Annotated in this window: 15 protein-coding genes; 11 read left to right on the forward strand and 4 right to left on the reverse strand. The window is 40.8% G+C overall.

From position 1 onward, the window contains the following. Position 1 precedes the first annotated feature (1 nt). The 3 genes from A7985_RS09350 (at position 2) to A7985_RS09360 (ending at position 2,200) form a co-directional block, all read left to right on the forward strand. Positions 2 to 499 carry a hypothetical protein gene (locus A7985_RS09350; protein WP_065790205.1) on the forward strand — a complete coding sequence of 166 codons (498 nt, stop codon included), beginning with the start codon at positions 2 to 4 and terminating at the stop codon, positions 497 to 499. A gap of 1 nt (position 500) precedes the next feature. Beyond that, positions 501 to 1,265: a glycosyltransferase family 25 protein gene (locus A7985_RS09355; protein ID WP_065790206.1), complete on the forward strand. Its 765-nt coding sequence runs from the start codon at positions 501 to 503 to the stop codon at positions 1,263 to 1,265. Between the two features lie 383 nt (positions 1,266 to 1,648). Further along, a complete protein-coding gene (locus A7985_RS09360) occupies positions 1,649 to 2,200 on the forward strand; it encodes a YkvA family protein (protein WP_063371028.1) in 552 nt (183 codons plus the stop codon). A 73-nt stretch (positions 2,201 to 2,273) separates the two neighbouring features. On the opposite strand, the gene A7985_RS09365 is transcribed toward A7985_RS09360, so the two are convergent. Continuing rightward, positions 2,274 to 4,055 carry a M61 family metallopeptidase gene (locus tag A7985_RS09365; RefSeq protein ID WP_065790207.1) on the reverse strand — a complete coding sequence of 594 codons (1,782 nt, stop codon included), beginning with the start codon at positions 4,053 to 4,055 and terminating at the stop codon, positions 2,274 to 2,276. Positions 4,056 to 4,231: 176 nt separating this feature from the next. Between A7985_RS09365 and A7985_RS09370 the strand changes: the two genes are divergently transcribed. From A7985_RS09370 to ilvN, 8 genes are all read left to right on the forward strand, one after another. Further along, positions 4,232 to 5,764, forward strand: a complete 1,533-nt coding sequence (locus tag A7985_RS09370; protein WP_065790208.1) for a GGDEF domain-containing protein — start codon at positions 4,232 to 4,234, stop codon at positions 5,762 to 5,764. A 15-nt stretch (positions 5,765 to 5,779) separates the two neighbouring features. Next, positions 5,780 to 7,123: a nucleotide 5'-monophosphate nucleosidase PpnN gene (gene ppnN / locus A7985_RS09375; protein WP_065790209.1), complete on the forward strand. Its 1,344-nt coding sequence runs from the start codon at positions 5,780 to 5,782 to the stop codon at positions 7,121 to 7,123. A 127-nt stretch (positions 7,124 to 7,250) separates the two neighbouring features. Beyond that, positions 7,251 to 8,021, forward strand: coding sequence for a flap endonuclease Xni (xni, locus tag A7985_RS09380; protein ID WP_065790210.1), 771 nt, complete (start codon positions 7,251 to 7,253; stop codon positions 8,019 to 8,021). A gap of 75 nt (positions 8,022 to 8,096) precedes the next feature. After that, a complete protein-coding gene (locus A7985_RS09385) occupies positions 8,097 to 8,495 on the forward strand; it encodes a DUF3192 domain-containing protein (RefSeq protein ID WP_065790211.1) in 399 nt (132 codons plus the stop codon). Next, complete coding sequence (locus A7985_RS09390) at positions 8,482 to 10,170, forward strand: hypothetical protein (RefSeq protein WP_065790212.1); 1,689 nt, start codon at positions 8,482 to 8,484, stop codon at positions 10,168 to 10,170. The genes A7985_RS09385 and A7985_RS09390 overlap by 14 nt, the downstream gene beginning before the upstream one ends. Positions 10,171 to 10,371: 201 nt before the next feature. Then, a complete protein-coding gene (locus A7985_RS09395) occupies positions 10,372 to 11,379 on the forward strand; it encodes an isocitrate dehydrogenase (protein WP_065790213.1) in 1,008 nt (335 codons plus the stop codon). Between the two features lie 481 nt (positions 11,380 to 11,860). Then, the gene (locus A7985_RS09400; protein WP_065790214.1) at positions 11,861 to 13,582 is read left to right on the forward strand and encodes an acetolactate synthase 3 large subunit; all 1,722 of its coding nucleotides are present in this window, start codon (positions 11,861 to 11,863) and stop codon (positions 13,580 to 13,582) included. Then, complete coding sequence (gene ilvN, locus A7985_RS09405) at positions 13,582 to 14,079, forward strand: acetolactate synthase small subunit (RefSeq protein ID WP_065790215.1); 498 nt, start codon at positions 13,582 to 13,584, stop codon at positions 14,077 to 14,079. The genes A7985_RS09400 and ilvN overlap by 1 nt, the downstream gene beginning before the upstream one ends. A 77-nt stretch (positions 14,080 to 14,156) precedes the next feature. On the opposite strand, the gene hupB is transcribed toward ilvN, so the two are convergent. The 3 genes from hupB to A7985_RS09420 all read right to left on the reverse strand — a co-directional run bounded on the left by hupB (position 14,157) and on the right by A7985_RS09420 (position 16,335). Then, on the reverse strand, positions 14,157 to 14,432 hold the full coding sequence (gene hupB, locus A7985_RS09410; RefSeq protein WP_065790216.1) for a nucleoid-associated protein HU-beta: 276 nt from the start codon (positions 14,430 to 14,432) through the stop codon (positions 14,157 to 14,159). A gap of 138 nt (positions 14,433 to 14,570) precedes the next feature. Further along, a complete protein-coding gene (locus A7985_RS09415; RefSeq protein ID WP_065790217.1) occupies positions 14,571 to 15,098 on the reverse strand; it encodes a DUF2878 domain-containing protein in 528 nt (175 codons plus the stop codon). Next, positions 15,073 to 16,335, reverse strand: coding sequence for an SAM-dependent methyltransferase (locus tag A7985_RS09420; RefSeq protein WP_065790218.1), 1,263 nt, complete (start codon positions 16,333 to 16,335; stop codon positions 15,073 to 15,075). Before A7985_RS09420 ends, A7985_RS09415 begins: the two co-directional genes overlap by 26 nt.

Consider the following 16,335-nt stretch of genomic DNA (forward strand, 5'->3'; position numbering starts at 1 on the left):
CATGGTTTTTCGCCATCTTGTATACTCTCTTGGCTTTATTGCACTTACTGCCTGCAATTCGCTACCGAGTGACGTTCAGAAAAAAGTAGAAAATATGACCGACTGTGAAAAAGTCAATGCGCTCATTTCTGGCGCTGACGACGGTTTTACTATTTTGAAAGGCAGTGAGATCAACGGTAAGTTAATGAAGAGCTGGCAACCTAAAGCTCATTTGCTAAAAAACAGCTGTCAAATCAATTTATATACCAGTGGCAACACGGCTTACGAATGCAATAAAGCGTTTGCAGGAAAAACCGAGGCCTTGGTTAGGTTTGAACAGGTTAATGAACAACTAAAAACATGTTTAAGCGCTGATTGGACTGAGAAGCAGCATTATGGTGATGATACCAGCCGCTCTACTTTCACAAGTGAACATTCAGAAACAAAAGTCGCGGTTAATTTTGGTAGCACACTAGATAAAAGCAAACCTTGGGCTGTTAGCTTGGAAATTGTAAAGTAGTATGAGCACACAACCTCCTATATTTTTAATAAACCTAGATCAAAGCGAAGATCGTCTTGAAAAAAGCGCTAAGCGGTTAGCGGAACAAAACATTACTTTTGAGAGAATTTCAGGCGTATATGGTAAGTCACTCCCCGACTCTGAAATTAACAAACATTATAACGCCCAACTGAATCGTGAACGCTTCTATAGAGAGCTTGGTAAAGGCGAGATAGGTTGTTACTACAGCCACCGAAAAGCGTGGCAGACTATCGTTGACCGAAAGCTTGATTACGCAATTGTCCTCGAAGATGATTTTAGAATCGTCGGTGACTTAAATCATGTTTTTACGACTCTGCAATCACTTAAGTTTGATTGGCAATTGATAAAATTGGCAGCATATGAAAATCGTGAGCGCCCAATTGCATTTAGCCACCCTTTAAACACTGAATTTAATTTAGTTGTACATAAGAAAGCAATGACTGGCTGCTGTGCTCAAGCGATCACTTTAGAGGGTGCCAAGGCTTTACTTAAAGCAACAGATCAATTTGGCCGACCTGTTGACACCGATATTCAACACATTTGGGAAACGAAGGTCCCTGTTTACTCAATGATGCCGTACTATATTGAACAAGATTTGGAGTTTGAAAGCGATATCGCAGCGGCTACTGGCAAATCAAAAATTAAAAAACGTTTTTGGCAGAGGAAAAAACTGCAACTTTGCGAGAAGATACAAAACAAAAAGCACACAAAACAAGTTATCACCGATCTTAAAAAAGCACTCTAACCTGAGTGCTTTTTCTTTTCGCATTCTCGCCTGTAAAGCACACTGAGCGCGTTGTCACTGAACTCGCACATAGCGCCAATTTCGCCTGTTAGCGGGTTAACGTTTGTTAACGCCACATTATATCGAGTTTATAGTTATCGCTAATAAACCTATAGTAATCAAAATGTTCTGCAATAAGTTGTTTAAATACACAAGTATACTAATATTTTTATGTGCCTGAGTGTAATTCAACCAATTTTTGACTTTTTTTCAATTATTGTAACTTTATGCTTAATTTAGTGTAGTTTTAATGGCATAGTGACGTCACTAAAGTAGGTATTTCAAACCTTTATTTTAGCGACCTACTGGATATAAAAAGAAACAAGTGCATAAGGGAGAACATAATGTCCATCCAAGTAAACTTTGAATTAACCGATATCGATTTAGAACACTTCCGTTCCATGATGCAGTCTGCTATCGAGCGTAGCACCCATCTGAGCGACGAAGAAATCATTAATAAAGCGCGTGAATTGGTTGATCAAATGGAAGGAACAAACGTTCCTGAATTCGTGCGTACACGTATGATGTCTCTATCAGCACTTATCGATGCCGTTCAAGACGAAGAGTGGCAAATGCCAGAAGATGAGAAGAAAGAGATTATGTTGTCTTTGGCTTATTTTGGCGAACCAGAAGACATCGTTCCGGATAATGTACCTGTGCTTGGTTATATTGATGATGCGATTATGATTGAGTTAGTTTTACAGGACTTGTCTCTTGATTTGAAAGCGTATAGAGAGTTTTGTGGATTCAGAGCAACCGAAGAAGCAAGACGTGGTGAGCACGCTAAAGTCAATAGAGAAAGTTGGTTAGCCAGTACTCGTGCACAAATTCGCTCTTCAATGCGTCGTAACAGATCAGGGGCAAAGAGCTCACGATTCTTTTCGCGTATTATGTAATGTGAAAAATCGCTTTATACAAGCTATCACTTGTATAAAAACCAAAAAGGGCGCTTTTAGCGCCCTTTTTGCTCTATTTGTTAGCGTTTGGATGTGCGACACCCGTCCAAGCTTGATATAACTTGGCTTGTCTAGTAGAGGGGGATTTTACCGCTCTTATGACTTTGCTTCGATTATGTCCTTTACCAAGCTTTAACTCAACTGACATAAGCTTATGTCGACGAATCAAGTCTACCGTCACAACCTCTCCAGGTTCAAACATTGAAAGTGTTGTTGCCATATCTTTTCGAACCTGATGCTTATCAAGGGCGACTATTTTATCTCCAGCTGTCAAACCTGCTGTCCAAGCGTTACCTTCTCTGGCGACATGTGTGAGTTCAAGCAACTGCCCTGCACTTTTTGAAGCACCATCAAACTTTGCTACTTCCTGAGTCCCTTGAGGATATACGTACTCAAGCCCAACTTTATCGAACAAGTCATCAAAGTTTATAATTGCCGGTCCGTCTACATATTTAGACCACCACTTCGAGTAATCACGACCACTAATTTCTTTGAGAATACGCTTAACATCATTTGTATCAAACGATGCGGGTAATTTATGTTGTTTATAGAGCTCGGAATGGACATCGCGATAGCTAACTTCACCATCACTTTTATCGATCAAATCAATATCTAAAGCCATTGAGACCAGTGCACCTTCTGAATAGATATTAGTGCTATAGTTCTTGCCATGATCGCCGCCTTGATTAATCCATTTGTCAAAACTAGTATGGGCCACCGACTGCACTTCTCGCCCTGGAGTTTGCATATGTCTATTTACTGTTCTAGTTAAGCCCTGATAAAACTCTTGATTTGTTGTTATCCCAGCACTCAGTAGCAGGTAGTCCTCTAAATAGCTCGTTGACCCCTCAACTAACCATAATAATTCTGAGTAATTAATAGCGACATAATCATATGGAACAAGCCCTGCGGGGCGGTAATTTTTCACGTTCCAAGTGTGAATAAATTCATGAGCTGCTGTTGAAATAAAACCTAGGTAGTCGCTCCTAGAACCAAAACGGTCTCGGTGCCTTTGAATGATCGTTGAGTTTAGATGCTCTGTTGCGCCTCTTGCACCACTTGTTGCATGCACCATAAATACGTAGCGGTTGTAAGGGTAATCATGCCAAATTAGACTCCCTGTTTTCACGAGTTTTTTCAGATCCGTCAGCATTAAGTCAACGTCATAATTGCCCTCCCCCCAAATAACTAATTCGTAGTCACGACCATCGACCGAAAACTGATGAAGGTCGTTGATTCCAGTCTCGATCGGCGAGTCCAGTAAAATATCATAGTTATCTGCTTTAAAACTGTGTTTGGAGTCAGCAAAGCTCATTCCTGACACTGAACGCCACTTTTTTGGGACATCTAAATCAACGGTCACAGGTTCTTGTCTGAATGACTCGCTAAACATGAAAAAGCCGGAGGCGTCTATAAAGGCATGCGTGTCGTCAATATGCCTTGAACGCATCGCTAATTCGTTCGCATAGACCTGATAAGAAACCGAGATTTTTGTTGGTTCATCTAAGTGAACGCGCCAAGTATTTTTATCTACTTTATGCCATTCCAGCGCGTTTCCTTGACTATCTTGTGCATTAAAAAAGCGGATCCCATTGGCCATATTTAAGATTTCGTAACGCCCTGTCCGCCAATCAGGCAATTGAATGTCTAGGTGCGACTGAGCCGATTTTGGAAAAGTTATGTCCACATTGCCAAGGTGATGCTCGGGTTCTGAAATTGATAAACGATATTGAACATCAGCCAATGAAAAGTGGCTGGCTAAGGCCAACGCCAAAAGGGAAAATTTTGTTTTCATATTAATTAAAAATTCATGAGTTTTCCTAAAATTAGCAAAACTGAACGTACAAACGCCATTAAAAACGTTGAACCAACACAATAAAAAGCCAGACTGTAAAATAATTTCTTCCACATTTTTCAGTTATTTGTTGTAAACTTGCAAGTGATATAGTTAAAAAAAGATGTTGGACTTTTGTGACTGATAAAACTGTGCTACTTGAAAAAAAACTGTCTCAAGCTATTTCAGCGAGAAAAGCCTTAGAAGAAGCGAAGAAAACCCAAGTTACGATGCTGTGTGACTTTGCTAGCAAGTTGTCTTTTGGCTGCAGAGGGCAGGATGTTGCTTTGGACAATCAGCTTGCCAAATTCAGAAGTGCCCTTTCAAAAGGCACGGAGCTAGAGCAACTTACACCTGTTATTGAAAATGCAATCGCCCAGTTAAAGCAACAAGAAACGATTTATGAATCTAATGAGCGAGCGCTTAAAGGTCACATTCAAGGTGCAGGTAAACAACTGCAAAAGCTCAAGGGCCTGCCTGATGATACCAGAAGAAAGTTGCGTTACTTGCTCGACCATGAGTTGGGTAACATAAAAGCCAATGTAGATTATGTGCCTCTGTTGGATAAATTGTTGCAGTTTTACATGCAGACATTGCAAGCCAAAGCAGGGCCTGAGTTTTCGTCATCCACAAACAACCCTGAATTAGCAGTTGAATTGTTAGCTTTGACCAACGAGCTTGTGTTCGAAGAAGACGTCTCTGAACAGATAAAACAAATAAAACACAATTTGTCTTCAGATGACTCTGTAGATTCATTATTAGCTAATGCCGTAAGCATCATTAGAATATTTGCAAAGTCAATTGCCCGCGAGAGACAGTCGGCGCAAGGCTTTTTAGTTTCCTTAAACCAAACGCTAGAAGAACTCCATAAATCGATTGTTGAGACTACCAATCAGTCTAAGTCTGTCAATCAGGAAGTGTCAGCGTTAAACAAGCGTATTGAAGAAAAGATTACCAAACTGAATGTTCAGACGCAGCAAGCCACTTCCATTTCAGAGCTGAAGTTACTGGTGGACAACGAACTAAAAGAGCTCAGCAAAGATTTAATTGAGCGTGAAAATATTGAGCGCAAAGATAAAGAAACACTACTAAACAGCTTCGATAAGATTAACGATCGAATCAATGTTTTGGAGTCAAAGGTCACAAATTATAAAAAGCGCCTCAATGAGCAAAAGTTTAAGAGCCTCTTAGATGGCCTGACTAAATTGCCTAATCGCGCTGCATTTGATGATAGGTACAACCAAGAATTTCATTTATTTGAAGTACATAATGGCGATGTAACCTTAGTTGTTATCGATGTTGACCACTTTAAATCAATTAACGATAAGTACGGACATAGTGCTGGCGATAAAACATTGCAGGTTATCGCAAGAGCATTGAAAAAATCTATTCGTAAAGCTGACTTTATTGCGCGCTACGGTGGTGAAGAATTTGTGCTACTTATGCCTGGTATGCCACTAAGTGAGGCCAAGGCACCACTGGAAAAAATAAGAGCGACAGTCAAAGCAATACCATTTAGATTCAAAGAAAAAGAAGTACAAATTACAATTTCTTTAGGGGCAACCCAGCTTAAGTCAGGAGACACAACATTAACCGCATTTGATCGTGCCGATAATGCCCTCTACGACGCTAAAAACTCTGGTAGAGACAGGCTCTGCTTAAGAGAATAAAAAGGAGAAGTGCCTATGCATGTACAGCTAAACCCGACAGGTGTTCTTAATCTATTATCGCAACTTGAAGTTGATTTGTTGCAGCAATCATCGACTTTCGAACGATATAAACTTTTTAGAAACTGCGTTTTAGCAGTGCTGAACGTAGGCAGCCACACAGACTCGAGCTACGAGATCTACAAAAAATTTGAAGACTTTGATGTCAAACTGGTGGCAAGAGAACGGGGCATAAAAATTGAGCTCACGAATCCACCTGAATCCGCATTTGTCGACGGTACTATTATCAGCGGTATCCATGAGCATATATTCTCAGTCATAAGAGATATCTTATTTATCTGCCAAAAACACCAAGAAGAGCTAGTTGAAACAAAAAACATTACACACATGGTTTTTGATATGCTCCGCAATGCAGGTGCTTTAGAAGTAAATACTGACCCTAATATGGTCGTATGTTGGGGAGGACACTCAATTAATGAACCAGAATATAAATACACTAAAGAAGTTGGCTACCAGCTTGGGCTGAGAGGTTTAAATATTTGTACTGGCTGTGGACCGGGTGCGATGAAAGGACCAATGAAAGGCGCCACCATAGGGCATGCCAAACAGCGTATTACAAATAATCGTTACTTGGGTTTGACAGAACCAAGTATTATCGCAGCTGAGCCCCCCAACCCGATTGTCAATGAACTGGTCATATTGCCCGATATTGAAAAGCGTCTAGAGGCGTTTGTTAGAACTGCCCATGCCATAATTATATTCCCTGGCGGTGCTGGTACTTCTGAAGAGTTGTTATATTTGCTCGGCATACTTCTGCACCCAGACAATGAGAAGCAAGTTTTGCCTGTCATTTTAACTGGCCCCGCGTCCAGTGCAGCTTACTTTGATGAGATAGCTAAATTCGTCGAAAAAACATTAGGTAAAGAGGCATTAAGCAAATTCGACATTATTGTTGATAACCCAGAGCTTGTGGCGAAGACAATTAAAAATGCCATGCCCGCAGTCAGAGAATATCGAAAGTCAGAGGGTGATGCCTACTACTTTAATTGGACGCTAAAGATTGAGCCTCCATTCCAAATGCCGTTTGAACCAACGCATGCAAATATGGCATCTTTAGATTTACACCTTGAGCAGCCTAAAGAAACGCTTGCCGCGAATCTACGCAGAGCGTTTTCAGGTATCGTGGCAGGTAACGTAAAAGACAATGGCGTCAAAGCGATTAAGGAGCATGGCCCGTATATTCTCGATGGAGACAAGTCCTTGATGAAGGACATGGATAAACTATTACGTGCGTTTGTTTCTCAAGGGCGAATGAAATTACCAGGTAGTAAATACGAGCCTTGTTATAAAATAGAGTCGTAATCAACTTAGGTATTACCTTGATTTAATTTCAAAAACTCAAACTTGCATACCAGAGGGGCGGTGAACTCTCGTTTTCCCTCTGGTATAATACTCCTATCTCAAACCGATTTATTTTTTCAATTGTCATATGGCTCATTTACTTTTAATAGATGCACTTAATCTGATCCGACGTATTTATGCTGTTGATTGTGAACAGCCGGGATTAACTGATGAGCAAATTATTAAAAGTTGTCTTCATCGGGTAAAAAATGCGACACGTAAGTTACTGAAAACCACTCAAGCTACCCATGCTATTGCAGTGTTTGACGGAGAGAGAAGCTGGCGATATCACTTATATGCCGATTATAAAGCCAACCGAAAGCCCATGCCTGAGGCACTCAAGATAAATCTAGAAATCGTTTCACAAGGGTTTAATGAAAATGGCGTGAAAGCTTATTTCCCGCAACAAGATGAAGCGGACGATATCATTGCCACACTGGCTTTTAAATCTGCACAACACAATGTTCACGCAACGATTGTATCAACAGACAAAGGGTTTCTCCCAATGTTAGATAACAATATTCAAGTTTATGATTACTTTAAGCAACAGTATATAAACGATGATGAGGTTGAGTCTAAATTCACGATTACGAAGGATAAATTGCATGACTTCTGGGGGCTAATGGGTGATAAAACCAATGATATCCCTGGTGTAAAAGGCATCGGAAAAAAAACGGCTTTGGAGATTTTGTCACAATATGGAACGGTGGAAAATGCCGTCCAAAGCCCAACGTTAAAAGACAGCGTGAGAAAAAAATTGGAGGCAGATATGGATAATTTTGTACTCAGCAAAGTATTAGTCGCTCTTCGAACAGACATTGAAATGGGGTTTAAGCTAAGTCAACTAAGGTTAACCTAGTTGCATTAAACGCAAATCAGTTGTTATGGCCACACGCATAAGTTAGGCTATTTTGGCTGTTCTCAGGTGATGTAAATGATTAAAAAAGTTCTACAATATATTTTTCTAGGCTTGGCTGTTTATGCTGGTATCGTCTTTCTTGTCATTAACTTTTACAAGGACGATCCACGAGCAATGGTTTGGAAAGATAGAGAAGCCTTCAATAAACGCTTTATTAGTAAGTTAAAACCGAATGCAGAAATGGAACTGGACACCGTACTAGACAATTTAGGAAGTCCGGACCTAACCTATGTTAAGTCCGATGATCAAGATGTATACCAAATTGTCTTTTATCGTACACAATTAATGAAGCCTGACGGTATCACTACGCAAGATGAATGCACAGGGATGTTGTTTAAAAATGGCCAGCTCGTATTGTGGGGAGCCGGCGCCATCGTAGCGTACGAGAAAGCACTTAATAATGTCACAAACTAATCAAGAAATATCAAAACAACTGTTCGAACTGATTCAAAAAACGGAGATAGTGCTGAGGCTTTATTATAATAAAAATAAATGGCCCAGTATTTTTCCTACGCTCGCAGAGTTGGCACAACGCTACAGAGAAATATACAAAATCGCACCTAACGCACTACACAGTTATCTTTCATTTTATTTTGAGGAGTATTCCCCAACCACAAACTTGGTTGTAAAGAAGTGTATTTTAGTTTGTATCATTTCAGAGGGCCATGGTTACTCTTCGAAGATACAACAAGAGTTACTCGTCGCATGTATTGCGAGTTTTATTTGTATCAAGAATGAAAATGACAAACTTCAAAAAGGCCTTACATTAAGTGCTCAAGGAAAGAAACTGTGGAAAATTCGATATCAACTTGCAGTCAAAGTCCTAGAGCATGGTGGTTCAATCAATAAACAAGCTGCACGAATTCTTGCGAGGCTTCAACCTTACTGTGAAACATTACGCAGTAAAAACGCCATTCCACTCTATGATAATACAACCTTAGTTGTCGCAATTGCGCAAATAATCGCGTTCGCTATTGCAAAAAAAGGCTGCAAAACTAACGCCTTAAGCCTTGCTATTAAACGCCTTTATTTAACGAACACAGACGATTTTGTGCGCTCCTCTTTGTATAAAATGGTTGAACAATTTAGTCAACTACCCGTTGGCTCGTCCACTAACTATGAAGGGGAAACGGCGGTCTTGTTGCTGAAAAATGATCAGCAAGTTTTATGCACAATAAAAGACAACAAACTGACGCGGTTAATAAAAACGAAAAAGCCTTACCCTTATGAGTTTAAGCAAATAGCGACGTCTGATAAACAACTCTTATTTAAAGTATGGAGCCATATCGAGCTACCTTCAATTCAGGCAAAAGAGTCTAACTTTGAAGATACATTTGCTGTAATTGAAAAGCTAAATACAGGAAGTTTTGGTAGCTTTAGAGCGATCGAAAAAACCATCGCGCCATTCCCATATATTGAGGAGGCGCTCACACAAGCTGCAAAGCTTTACAATAGAGAAGCTCAGAAAGGCGCCAATATTCGACATAGCCTAACGATGGTAGGATTGAATACTGCCACATTGCTGTGCCAGCGCGTTTTAATAGAGCAAGTAATTTCTCAACTTCGCCACCCCTTCGCCCAGGATATATGGCACAAGTATCAACAAATCTCTTTGATTCTGGCGACGCTAATTAAACGAGCCTATGGCGAAGAATATGAAAGTATACTCTCCCCTATCAGTGCAGTTGTCGCGTTTATGCTTAATCACCATGATATTGATATCAAGAGGTTTACATACACAGAGAAAGAGGAAGACGAAACTAAGCCCTATTCTTTATCTCGATTGTTTGGCTTTTCGCACTTTGATGAACAGAAGTTACTCGAATACTTTGACGCTCATTTTGGCGAGAGTGCTGCACACCTTGCGTTTCGAAATTCAGAGAAAGAAAAACACAACGCTTTAAGTGACGACGCAAAAACATTTGTCGCCGTCAAGGTGCTAGCGATGCAGTGGAGCAGTGCAAACTTCGAACCGACTGCATGGCAAAAAACGGTTTTAGAAGAGCAAGCGCAAAAATTTGGCTGGTCAGGTTTATCTCAGGTCCACGAAGCCATTTTGGCTCTTTCGATACACAGCATGGTTGAATAATATTTATTCTATAAATATAGGATATAACAAACATAACCTTAAGTTATGGCCTTTTATCATTCCTTACTGGAATAAGAATGAATAAATTGCTATAAAACGCGCTTAATTTTTCAAGCGATAACACACTTTTTATTTCATTGACTACAATAGAGTGGTCCCTCTATTAAGTGTGTGCAATTTATTTTGATAAAGGAAAACTAAATGGCTAAGCAAACAGTTACTGTTATTCGAGGCGATGGTATTGGTCCAAGCATTATTGATTCAGCAATTGAGATCTTAAATGCAGCAGGTTGTGACTTTGAATACGAATATGTAGATGCAGGTCTTGCAGCCCTAGAAAAAACAGGTGAGCTACTTCCACCAGCAACTCTTGAAGCTATTGAGCGTAACAAGCTTACATTAAAAGGTCCTTTAACAACGCCTGTTGGTGAAGGTTTTACTTCTATCAACGTAACACTAAGAAAGCAGTTTGGTTTGTACGCAAACGTACGCCCAGTAAAATCTTTCGAAGGTACACAAGCGCGTTACGACGACATCGATATCATCACGGTTCGTGAAAATACACAAGGCATGTACTCAGGTCTAGGTCAGGTTACTTCTGAAGACGGTACAGAAGCTGAGGCAATGTCGAAAATCACGCGTGAAGGCGCTGAAAAAATCGTAACATTCGCATACGAACTCGCACAACGTGAAGGTCGTAAAAAAGTTACAGCAGTACACAAAGCTAACATTCTAAAGTCGACTTCAGGCCTATTCTTAAAGGTCGCACGTGAAGTTGGCGAGCGTTTCCCTGACATCGAGTCAGCAGAAATGATCGTAGATGCGACATGTATGAAACTCGTTATGAACCCTGATGAGTTTGACGTTGTTGTAACGACTAACCTATTTGGAGACATCATTTCTGACCTATGTGCTGGTCTAGTAGGTGGTCTAGGTATGGCACCAGGTGCAAATATTGGTGAGAATGCAGCAATCTTCGAAGCCGTACACGGCAGCGCACCAGACATTGCAGGTAAAAACCTTGCAAACCCAACGTCAGTTATTTTGGCTTCAATCCAAATGCTTGAATATTTAGATATGGGTGAAACAGCTGAGCGCATTCGCAGTGCAGTCGCAGACGTAATCAAATCAGGTGATCGTACAACACGTGACCTTGGTGGCAACCACGGCACGACTGACTTCACACAAGCTGTGATCGAACGCCTTTAATTAGCGCTTTTGCGAATAGCGCCCTGCGCTATTCGCTTTTCTTATCTCCTGCTTTCGACTCTCCCCCTATTTCTTACAAAAAGTTACGCTTACTTTTGCTCTGTTACTCATAGCCTAACGCCCAGAAATTACTCCTTTTTATTGTATAAATCTCACTAAAACACTTGGTTTTATTATGCATTCAGCTGAGTTTTTAAAAATTGAAATACTACATTTCAAATTTATCAACGCAAATAGTGGATATATTATGCATATTACCTCCTGGTATCCTTGACAGAAAACCAAATTGGCCTTTAAATGAACTGGTGTTTAGATTATTTAAGTAGATAGAGAAATGACGTTTACAAAACTCGTACAGCTAGTCCTCGTGGTGGTCTTGGTAGAAAGTCCATAGGGGCCTGTGTGAGTGAACGCTTTCATCGACCCCGCCATTTGCGGGGTTTTTTTATGCCGAAATTTAAATTGACTGAGGAATGAGGTAATGAATGAGCAATATAATGGCTCCGAGTTAGTTGTAAAGGCGCTAAAAGATTTAGATGTACAGTTCATTTTCGGTTACCCCGGCGGGTCCGTGCTAGATCTGTATGACGCCCTATTCGAGCAAACTGATATTGAACATGTTTTGGTTCGCCATGAACAAGCTGCAACCCATATGGCCGATGGCTATTCTCGAGCTACCGGAAAAACAGGTGTGGTGCTTGCCACGTCGGGACCGGGCGCAACAAACTGTATTACAGGGATCGCAACAGCATATATGGACTCTATTCCAATGGTTGTATTGTCTGGGCAAGTTCCCTCAAATTTAATTGGCGATGATGCATTCCAAGAAACAGATATTGTTGGCTGTTCAAGGCCTATAGTAAAGCACAGCTTCAATTGTCGAAATGCCGAAGACATCCCCTCTATTTTGTCAAAAGCCTTTTATTTAGCGAGCTCTGGTCGACCTGGGCCAGTAGTCGTTGAATTACCCAAAGATGTGTTAAACCCACAAATTAAATTTAAATACAATATGCCAGCTGAGCTGGAAATGCGCACCTATAACCCAAATACCAAAGGGCATGGTAAACAAATTAAAAAAGCCGTCGAAGCAATTCTCAGCGCGAAAAAGCTTGTCATCTATTCAGGGGGCGGGATTATTCTTTCTAACACGTCAGACAAGCTGACTGAGTTAGTTGAAAAGCTTAATGCTCCTATCACCAACACATTAATGGGATTAGGAGGGATTAGCGGAAGTCACCCTAACTTTATCGGTATGCTTGGCATGCATGGTTCACTCGAAGCAAATAAAGCGATGGCAAATGCTGACGTAATTTTAGCCCTTGGCGCCAGATTCGATGACCGAGTAACAAATAATGTCAGCAAGTTTTGCCCTAATGCCAAAATTGTTCATGTAGATGTTGATCCAACCTCCATCTCAAAAACAATTCAAGCTCATATTCCCGTGGTTGGGTGCTTGGACACCGTTATCGAACAAATTCTAGAGGGCGTAAGTCAAAGCAATGTTTCAATCGATAGAAGTGCACAAGAGGCATGGTGGAATGAAATTACGGGGTGGCGGGCAAAAAATTGTTTAAGCTATGACACTGAAAAAGATAAATTAAAGCCACAAACTGTTATTGAAAAGCTATATGAAATAACCAATGGGAATGCTTATGTAACATCTGACGTGGGTCAGCATCAGATGTTCGCGGCGCAGTACTACCCGTTTAAAAAGCCACGTCAATGGATCAACTCAGGTGGCTTAGGAACAATGGGTTTCGGTCTTCCAGCGGCAATGGGGGTGAAGGTCGCATTTCCATCAGATGACGTCGTATGTGTTACAGGTGACGGTTCCATTCAAATGAACATTCAAGAGCTGTCTACTTGTTTACAATATGGCTTAAATGTAAAAGTAGTTTCGCTTAATAACCGGTCGCTAGGTATGGTGCGCCAATGGCAAGACATGCTTTATGGTGGTAGGCACTCTAGTTCATATATGGAATCATTGCCTGACTTCGTTGCTTTAGCTGAAAGCTATGGCCATGTCGGTATACGCGTAGACCATCCAGATGAATTAGATGACGCAATGCAAAAAGCATTTTCAATTACCGATAGACTTGTGTTCCTTGATATTCGAGTAGACGAAAGTGAACATGTGTATCCTATGCAAATTAAGCACGGGGCCATTGACGAAATGTGGTTAAAGAAAGGAGTTAAAGCATAATGAAACGTATTTTGGCTATCTTACTAGAAAATGAACCTGGCTCACTGTCTCGAATTGTAGGTTTGTTTTCACAACGTGCATACAACATTGACAGCTTAACCGTTGGTACGACAGACGATAAAACCCTTTCTCGTATAACCATTACAACTCACGGAGACGACCGAGTTGTTGAGCAAATCACAAAGCAGGTTAACAAACTCGTTGATGTTTTAAAGGTTTTTGATCTAACCGAAGTAAGCCATATCGAGCGAGAGCTACTGATGGTGAAAGTCTACGCTCGTAATGAAGCAACCAGAGCCGCCATAACGCGGGTTAGTGATGTGTTTGGCGCAACGATTATCGATATGGGTAAGCAAAGCTATACCCTTCAACTAACAAGTAGCAGTGACAAGATTGAAAATTTCTTAAAAATGCTCTGCCATGAGAGTGATCTTATCGAAGTAGTACGTTCGGGCTCTGTCGGTATCGGACGGGGTGATAAGGCGTTAAGAAGCTAAAAACAAAAAAGAGAGTATCAAACTCTCTTTTCACGATTCGTAGTCGCCACATGAGCGTGGCGCTGCGTCATATCCTATTAAAGATTTACTTGATCTTTTAGACCTTTACCAGCTTTAAATGTTGGGATATTTGCTGCAGGGATTTGGATCTCATCACCTGTTTGAGGGTTACGACCAGTACGCGCAGCACGCTCTTTTACAGAGAAAGTACCAAAACCAACTAGTGCTACTGAATCACCATCTTTTAGAGCTTCAGTTACAGCACTAGTTAAAGCATCTAATGCACGGCCAGCTGCCGTTTTAGAGATATCAGCGTCGTTCGCTATCTTTTCAACTAGTTGAGCTTTGTTCATTATAAAATTCCTATATTTTTATTTTCTGCCGGAGCGAATTCTATGTTTATCCATTTTTGCTCGCAGTGCAAGCGCAAATTTACCTATACACCAATTATTTCGCACTGTTTGTCCTTATATTGCGCGTATTTAGCTATATTAGGTACTCACAGAACTACTTGTACCCTTTTCTCTCATAAGTTTTGGGTGCTTATCGATATACCTAAGGGCTTCAAACCCACAATACCAGAGTCCACCATAAACCAACCAAAAGGCCCACACTGGTTCAATGGTGTTCAAAAGGCCAGCTTGCTGACCCGCATAGTAACTAGCAGGCGCGCCCAACCAAACAAGTAGAAGTCGAAGTTTTATTGGCAACGTAAACAATTTACTCAAGGACTCCCTGAAACTAAAAAGCAATGCGCACCATAGCAACACAAGCCAAATGGGAATCGGATCTTTTATGTACTGGATAACATTAATACTCGTAGCTATCAGCTCTACCAGTATACCAATGCCCAGGCCGCATATCACAAATGGCACGTCTCTCTTCTTGTTAGGGCTCACCACTGCCATGATGCCTATCACAAGCAGCAGTACAGGTATCGACTGGTGTTTAAGAAAAAAAACTGCAAACCAAGCAGATTGAAACAACACAAAGTTAATAATTACAGAATACTGTCTCATCACTGTTCAAATGCCTTGGTTTTCTAGCCACTAAATGCACCGCACTGGTTGCTCTTTGTTTGAACCCACCTTCGCAATAGCACAAATAAAATTCCCATAGCCTATAAAAGCGCTGGTCAAATTTTTGGTTATTAATCGCGGGCCATGCATTGTTAAATCGCACACGCCAGTCATACAAGGTCTTTGCGTAGTGTAAACCTATGTCTTTAATTGAATGCACGACCATATCTGTGTTGTTACATATTTGCTTACTCATTTCTGTCACCGAGGGAAGGCACCCGCCGGGAAAGATGTACTGCTGTATAAAATCTGAATTTTTTAAATAGTGTTGATAACGCTGACAAGCGATGGTTATAGCTTGTATCAACATCACCCCATTAGGTTTTAGAAGGGCACTACATTTTTCGAAAAAACCACTGAGATACTCGTGTCCGACTGCCTCAATCATTTCGATCGAGACAAGTTTATCAAAGCGGCCTGTTAACTCCCTGTAGTCATCCTTTAGTAATGTAATTTGGTTTTGTAGGCCCAATGCATAGATTTTTTCTTGTACATATGCATGTTGTTCTTCGGAAATCGTCGTAGTCGTTACCTTACAACCATAATTTTGCGCCGCATAAATAGCAAATGCTCCCCAACCAGTACCTATTTCTATTACGTGATCGGATGCTTGCAAGTCTACTTGCTCGCAAATTTGTTTTAATTTGTGGCTTTGCGCTTCTTCTAAAGAGGATTCATGGGTTGGGTACACAGCGCTAGAATAAAGCATTTCCTCGCTTAAAAACGCGCTGTACAAATCGTTACCTAGGTCATAATGCGCGACAATATTCTTCTTTGAGCCAGACTTAGTGTTTCTGTTTCTAAAATGCGTAAGTTTGTTCATCAGTCCAGATAGCAATGCAAACTTCTTCTCGAATTTGTCTAACACATCTTGATTGACAACAAATATTTCTATCAACTTGGTTAGGTCTGAGCACTCCCAATAACCGAGTATGTAGGACTCCCCAGCGCCCACACTCCCCCCAAGCGCAAACTTAGAATACATCTGCTGCGACAGTACATTAATAGTTACCGATTTGTCGCGGCTTTGCACGCCAAAATGATGTTCTTGTGAGCCGTCAATAAGTTTAATGTGCCCCCAAGTGATTTGGTTAAGCGCTGCCATAACCAACTTTTTACATGCCTTACTGGTCCAGCTATCACTAACATCACTGTAGGGTTGTGTCGTTTTTTCCAT

The sequence above is a fragment of the Pseudoalteromonas luteoviolacea genome, assembly GCF_001696455.1.
In the GTDB taxonomy this organism is placed as follows: domain Bacteria; phylum Pseudomonadota; class Gammaproteobacteria; order Enterobacterales; family Alteromonadaceae; genus Pseudoalteromonas; species Pseudoalteromonas luteoviolacea_C.

Excerpts from the sequence above, each read along its gene's own strand:
- A7985_RS09350 (WP_065790205.1), top strand. The coding sequence starts at position 2 with ATGGTTTTTCGCCATCTTGTATACTCTCTTGGCTTTATTGCACTTACT.
- A7985_RS09355 (WP_065790206.1), top strand. The coding sequence starts at position 501 with ATGAGCACACAACCTCCTATATTTTTAATAAACCTAGATCAAAGCGAA.
- A7985_RS09360 (WP_063371028.1), top strand. The coding sequence starts at position 1,649 with ATGTCCATCCAAGTAAACTTTGAATTAACCGATATCGATTTAGAACAC.
- A7985_RS09365 (WP_065790207.1), bottom strand. The coding sequence starts at position 4,055 with ATGAAAACAAAATTTTCCCTTTTGGCGTTGGCCTTAGCCAGCCACTTT.
- ppnN (WP_065790209.1), top strand. The coding sequence starts at position 5,780 with ATGCATGTACAGCTAAACCCGACAGGTGTTCTTAATCTATTATCGCAA.
- xni (WP_065790210.1), top strand. The coding sequence starts at position 7,251 with ATGGCTCATTTACTTTTAATAGATGCACTTAATCTGATCCGACGTATT.
- A7985_RS09385 (WP_065790211.1), top strand. The coding sequence starts at position 8,097 with ATGATTAAAAAAGTTCTACAATATATTTTTCTAGGCTTGGCTGTTTAT.
- A7985_RS09390 (WP_065790212.1), top strand. The coding sequence starts at position 8,482 with ATGTCACAAACTAATCAAGAAATATCAAAACAACTGTTCGAACTGATT.
- A7985_RS09395 (WP_065790213.1), top strand. The coding sequence starts at position 10,372 with ATGGCTAAGCAAACAGTTACTGTTATTCGAGGCGATGGTATTGGTCCA.
- A7985_RS09400 (WP_065790214.1), top strand. The coding sequence starts at position 11,861 with ATGAATGAGCAATATAATGGCTCCGAGTTAGTTGTAAAGGCGCTAAAA.
- ilvN (WP_065790215.1), top strand. The coding sequence starts at position 13,582 with ATGAAACGTATTTTGGCTATCTTACTAGAAAATGAACCTGGCTCACTG.
- hupB (WP_065790216.1), bottom strand. The coding sequence starts at position 14,432 with ATGAACAAAGCTCAACTAGTTGAAAAGATAGCGAACGACGCTGATATC.
- A7985_RS09415 (WP_065790217.1), bottom strand. The coding sequence starts at position 15,098 with ATGAGACAGTATTCTGTAATTATTAACTTTGTGTTGTTTCAATCTGCT.
- A7985_RS09420 (WP_065790218.1), bottom strand. The coding sequence starts at position 16,335 with ATGGAAAAAACGACACAACCCTACAGTGATGTTAGTGATAGCTGGACC.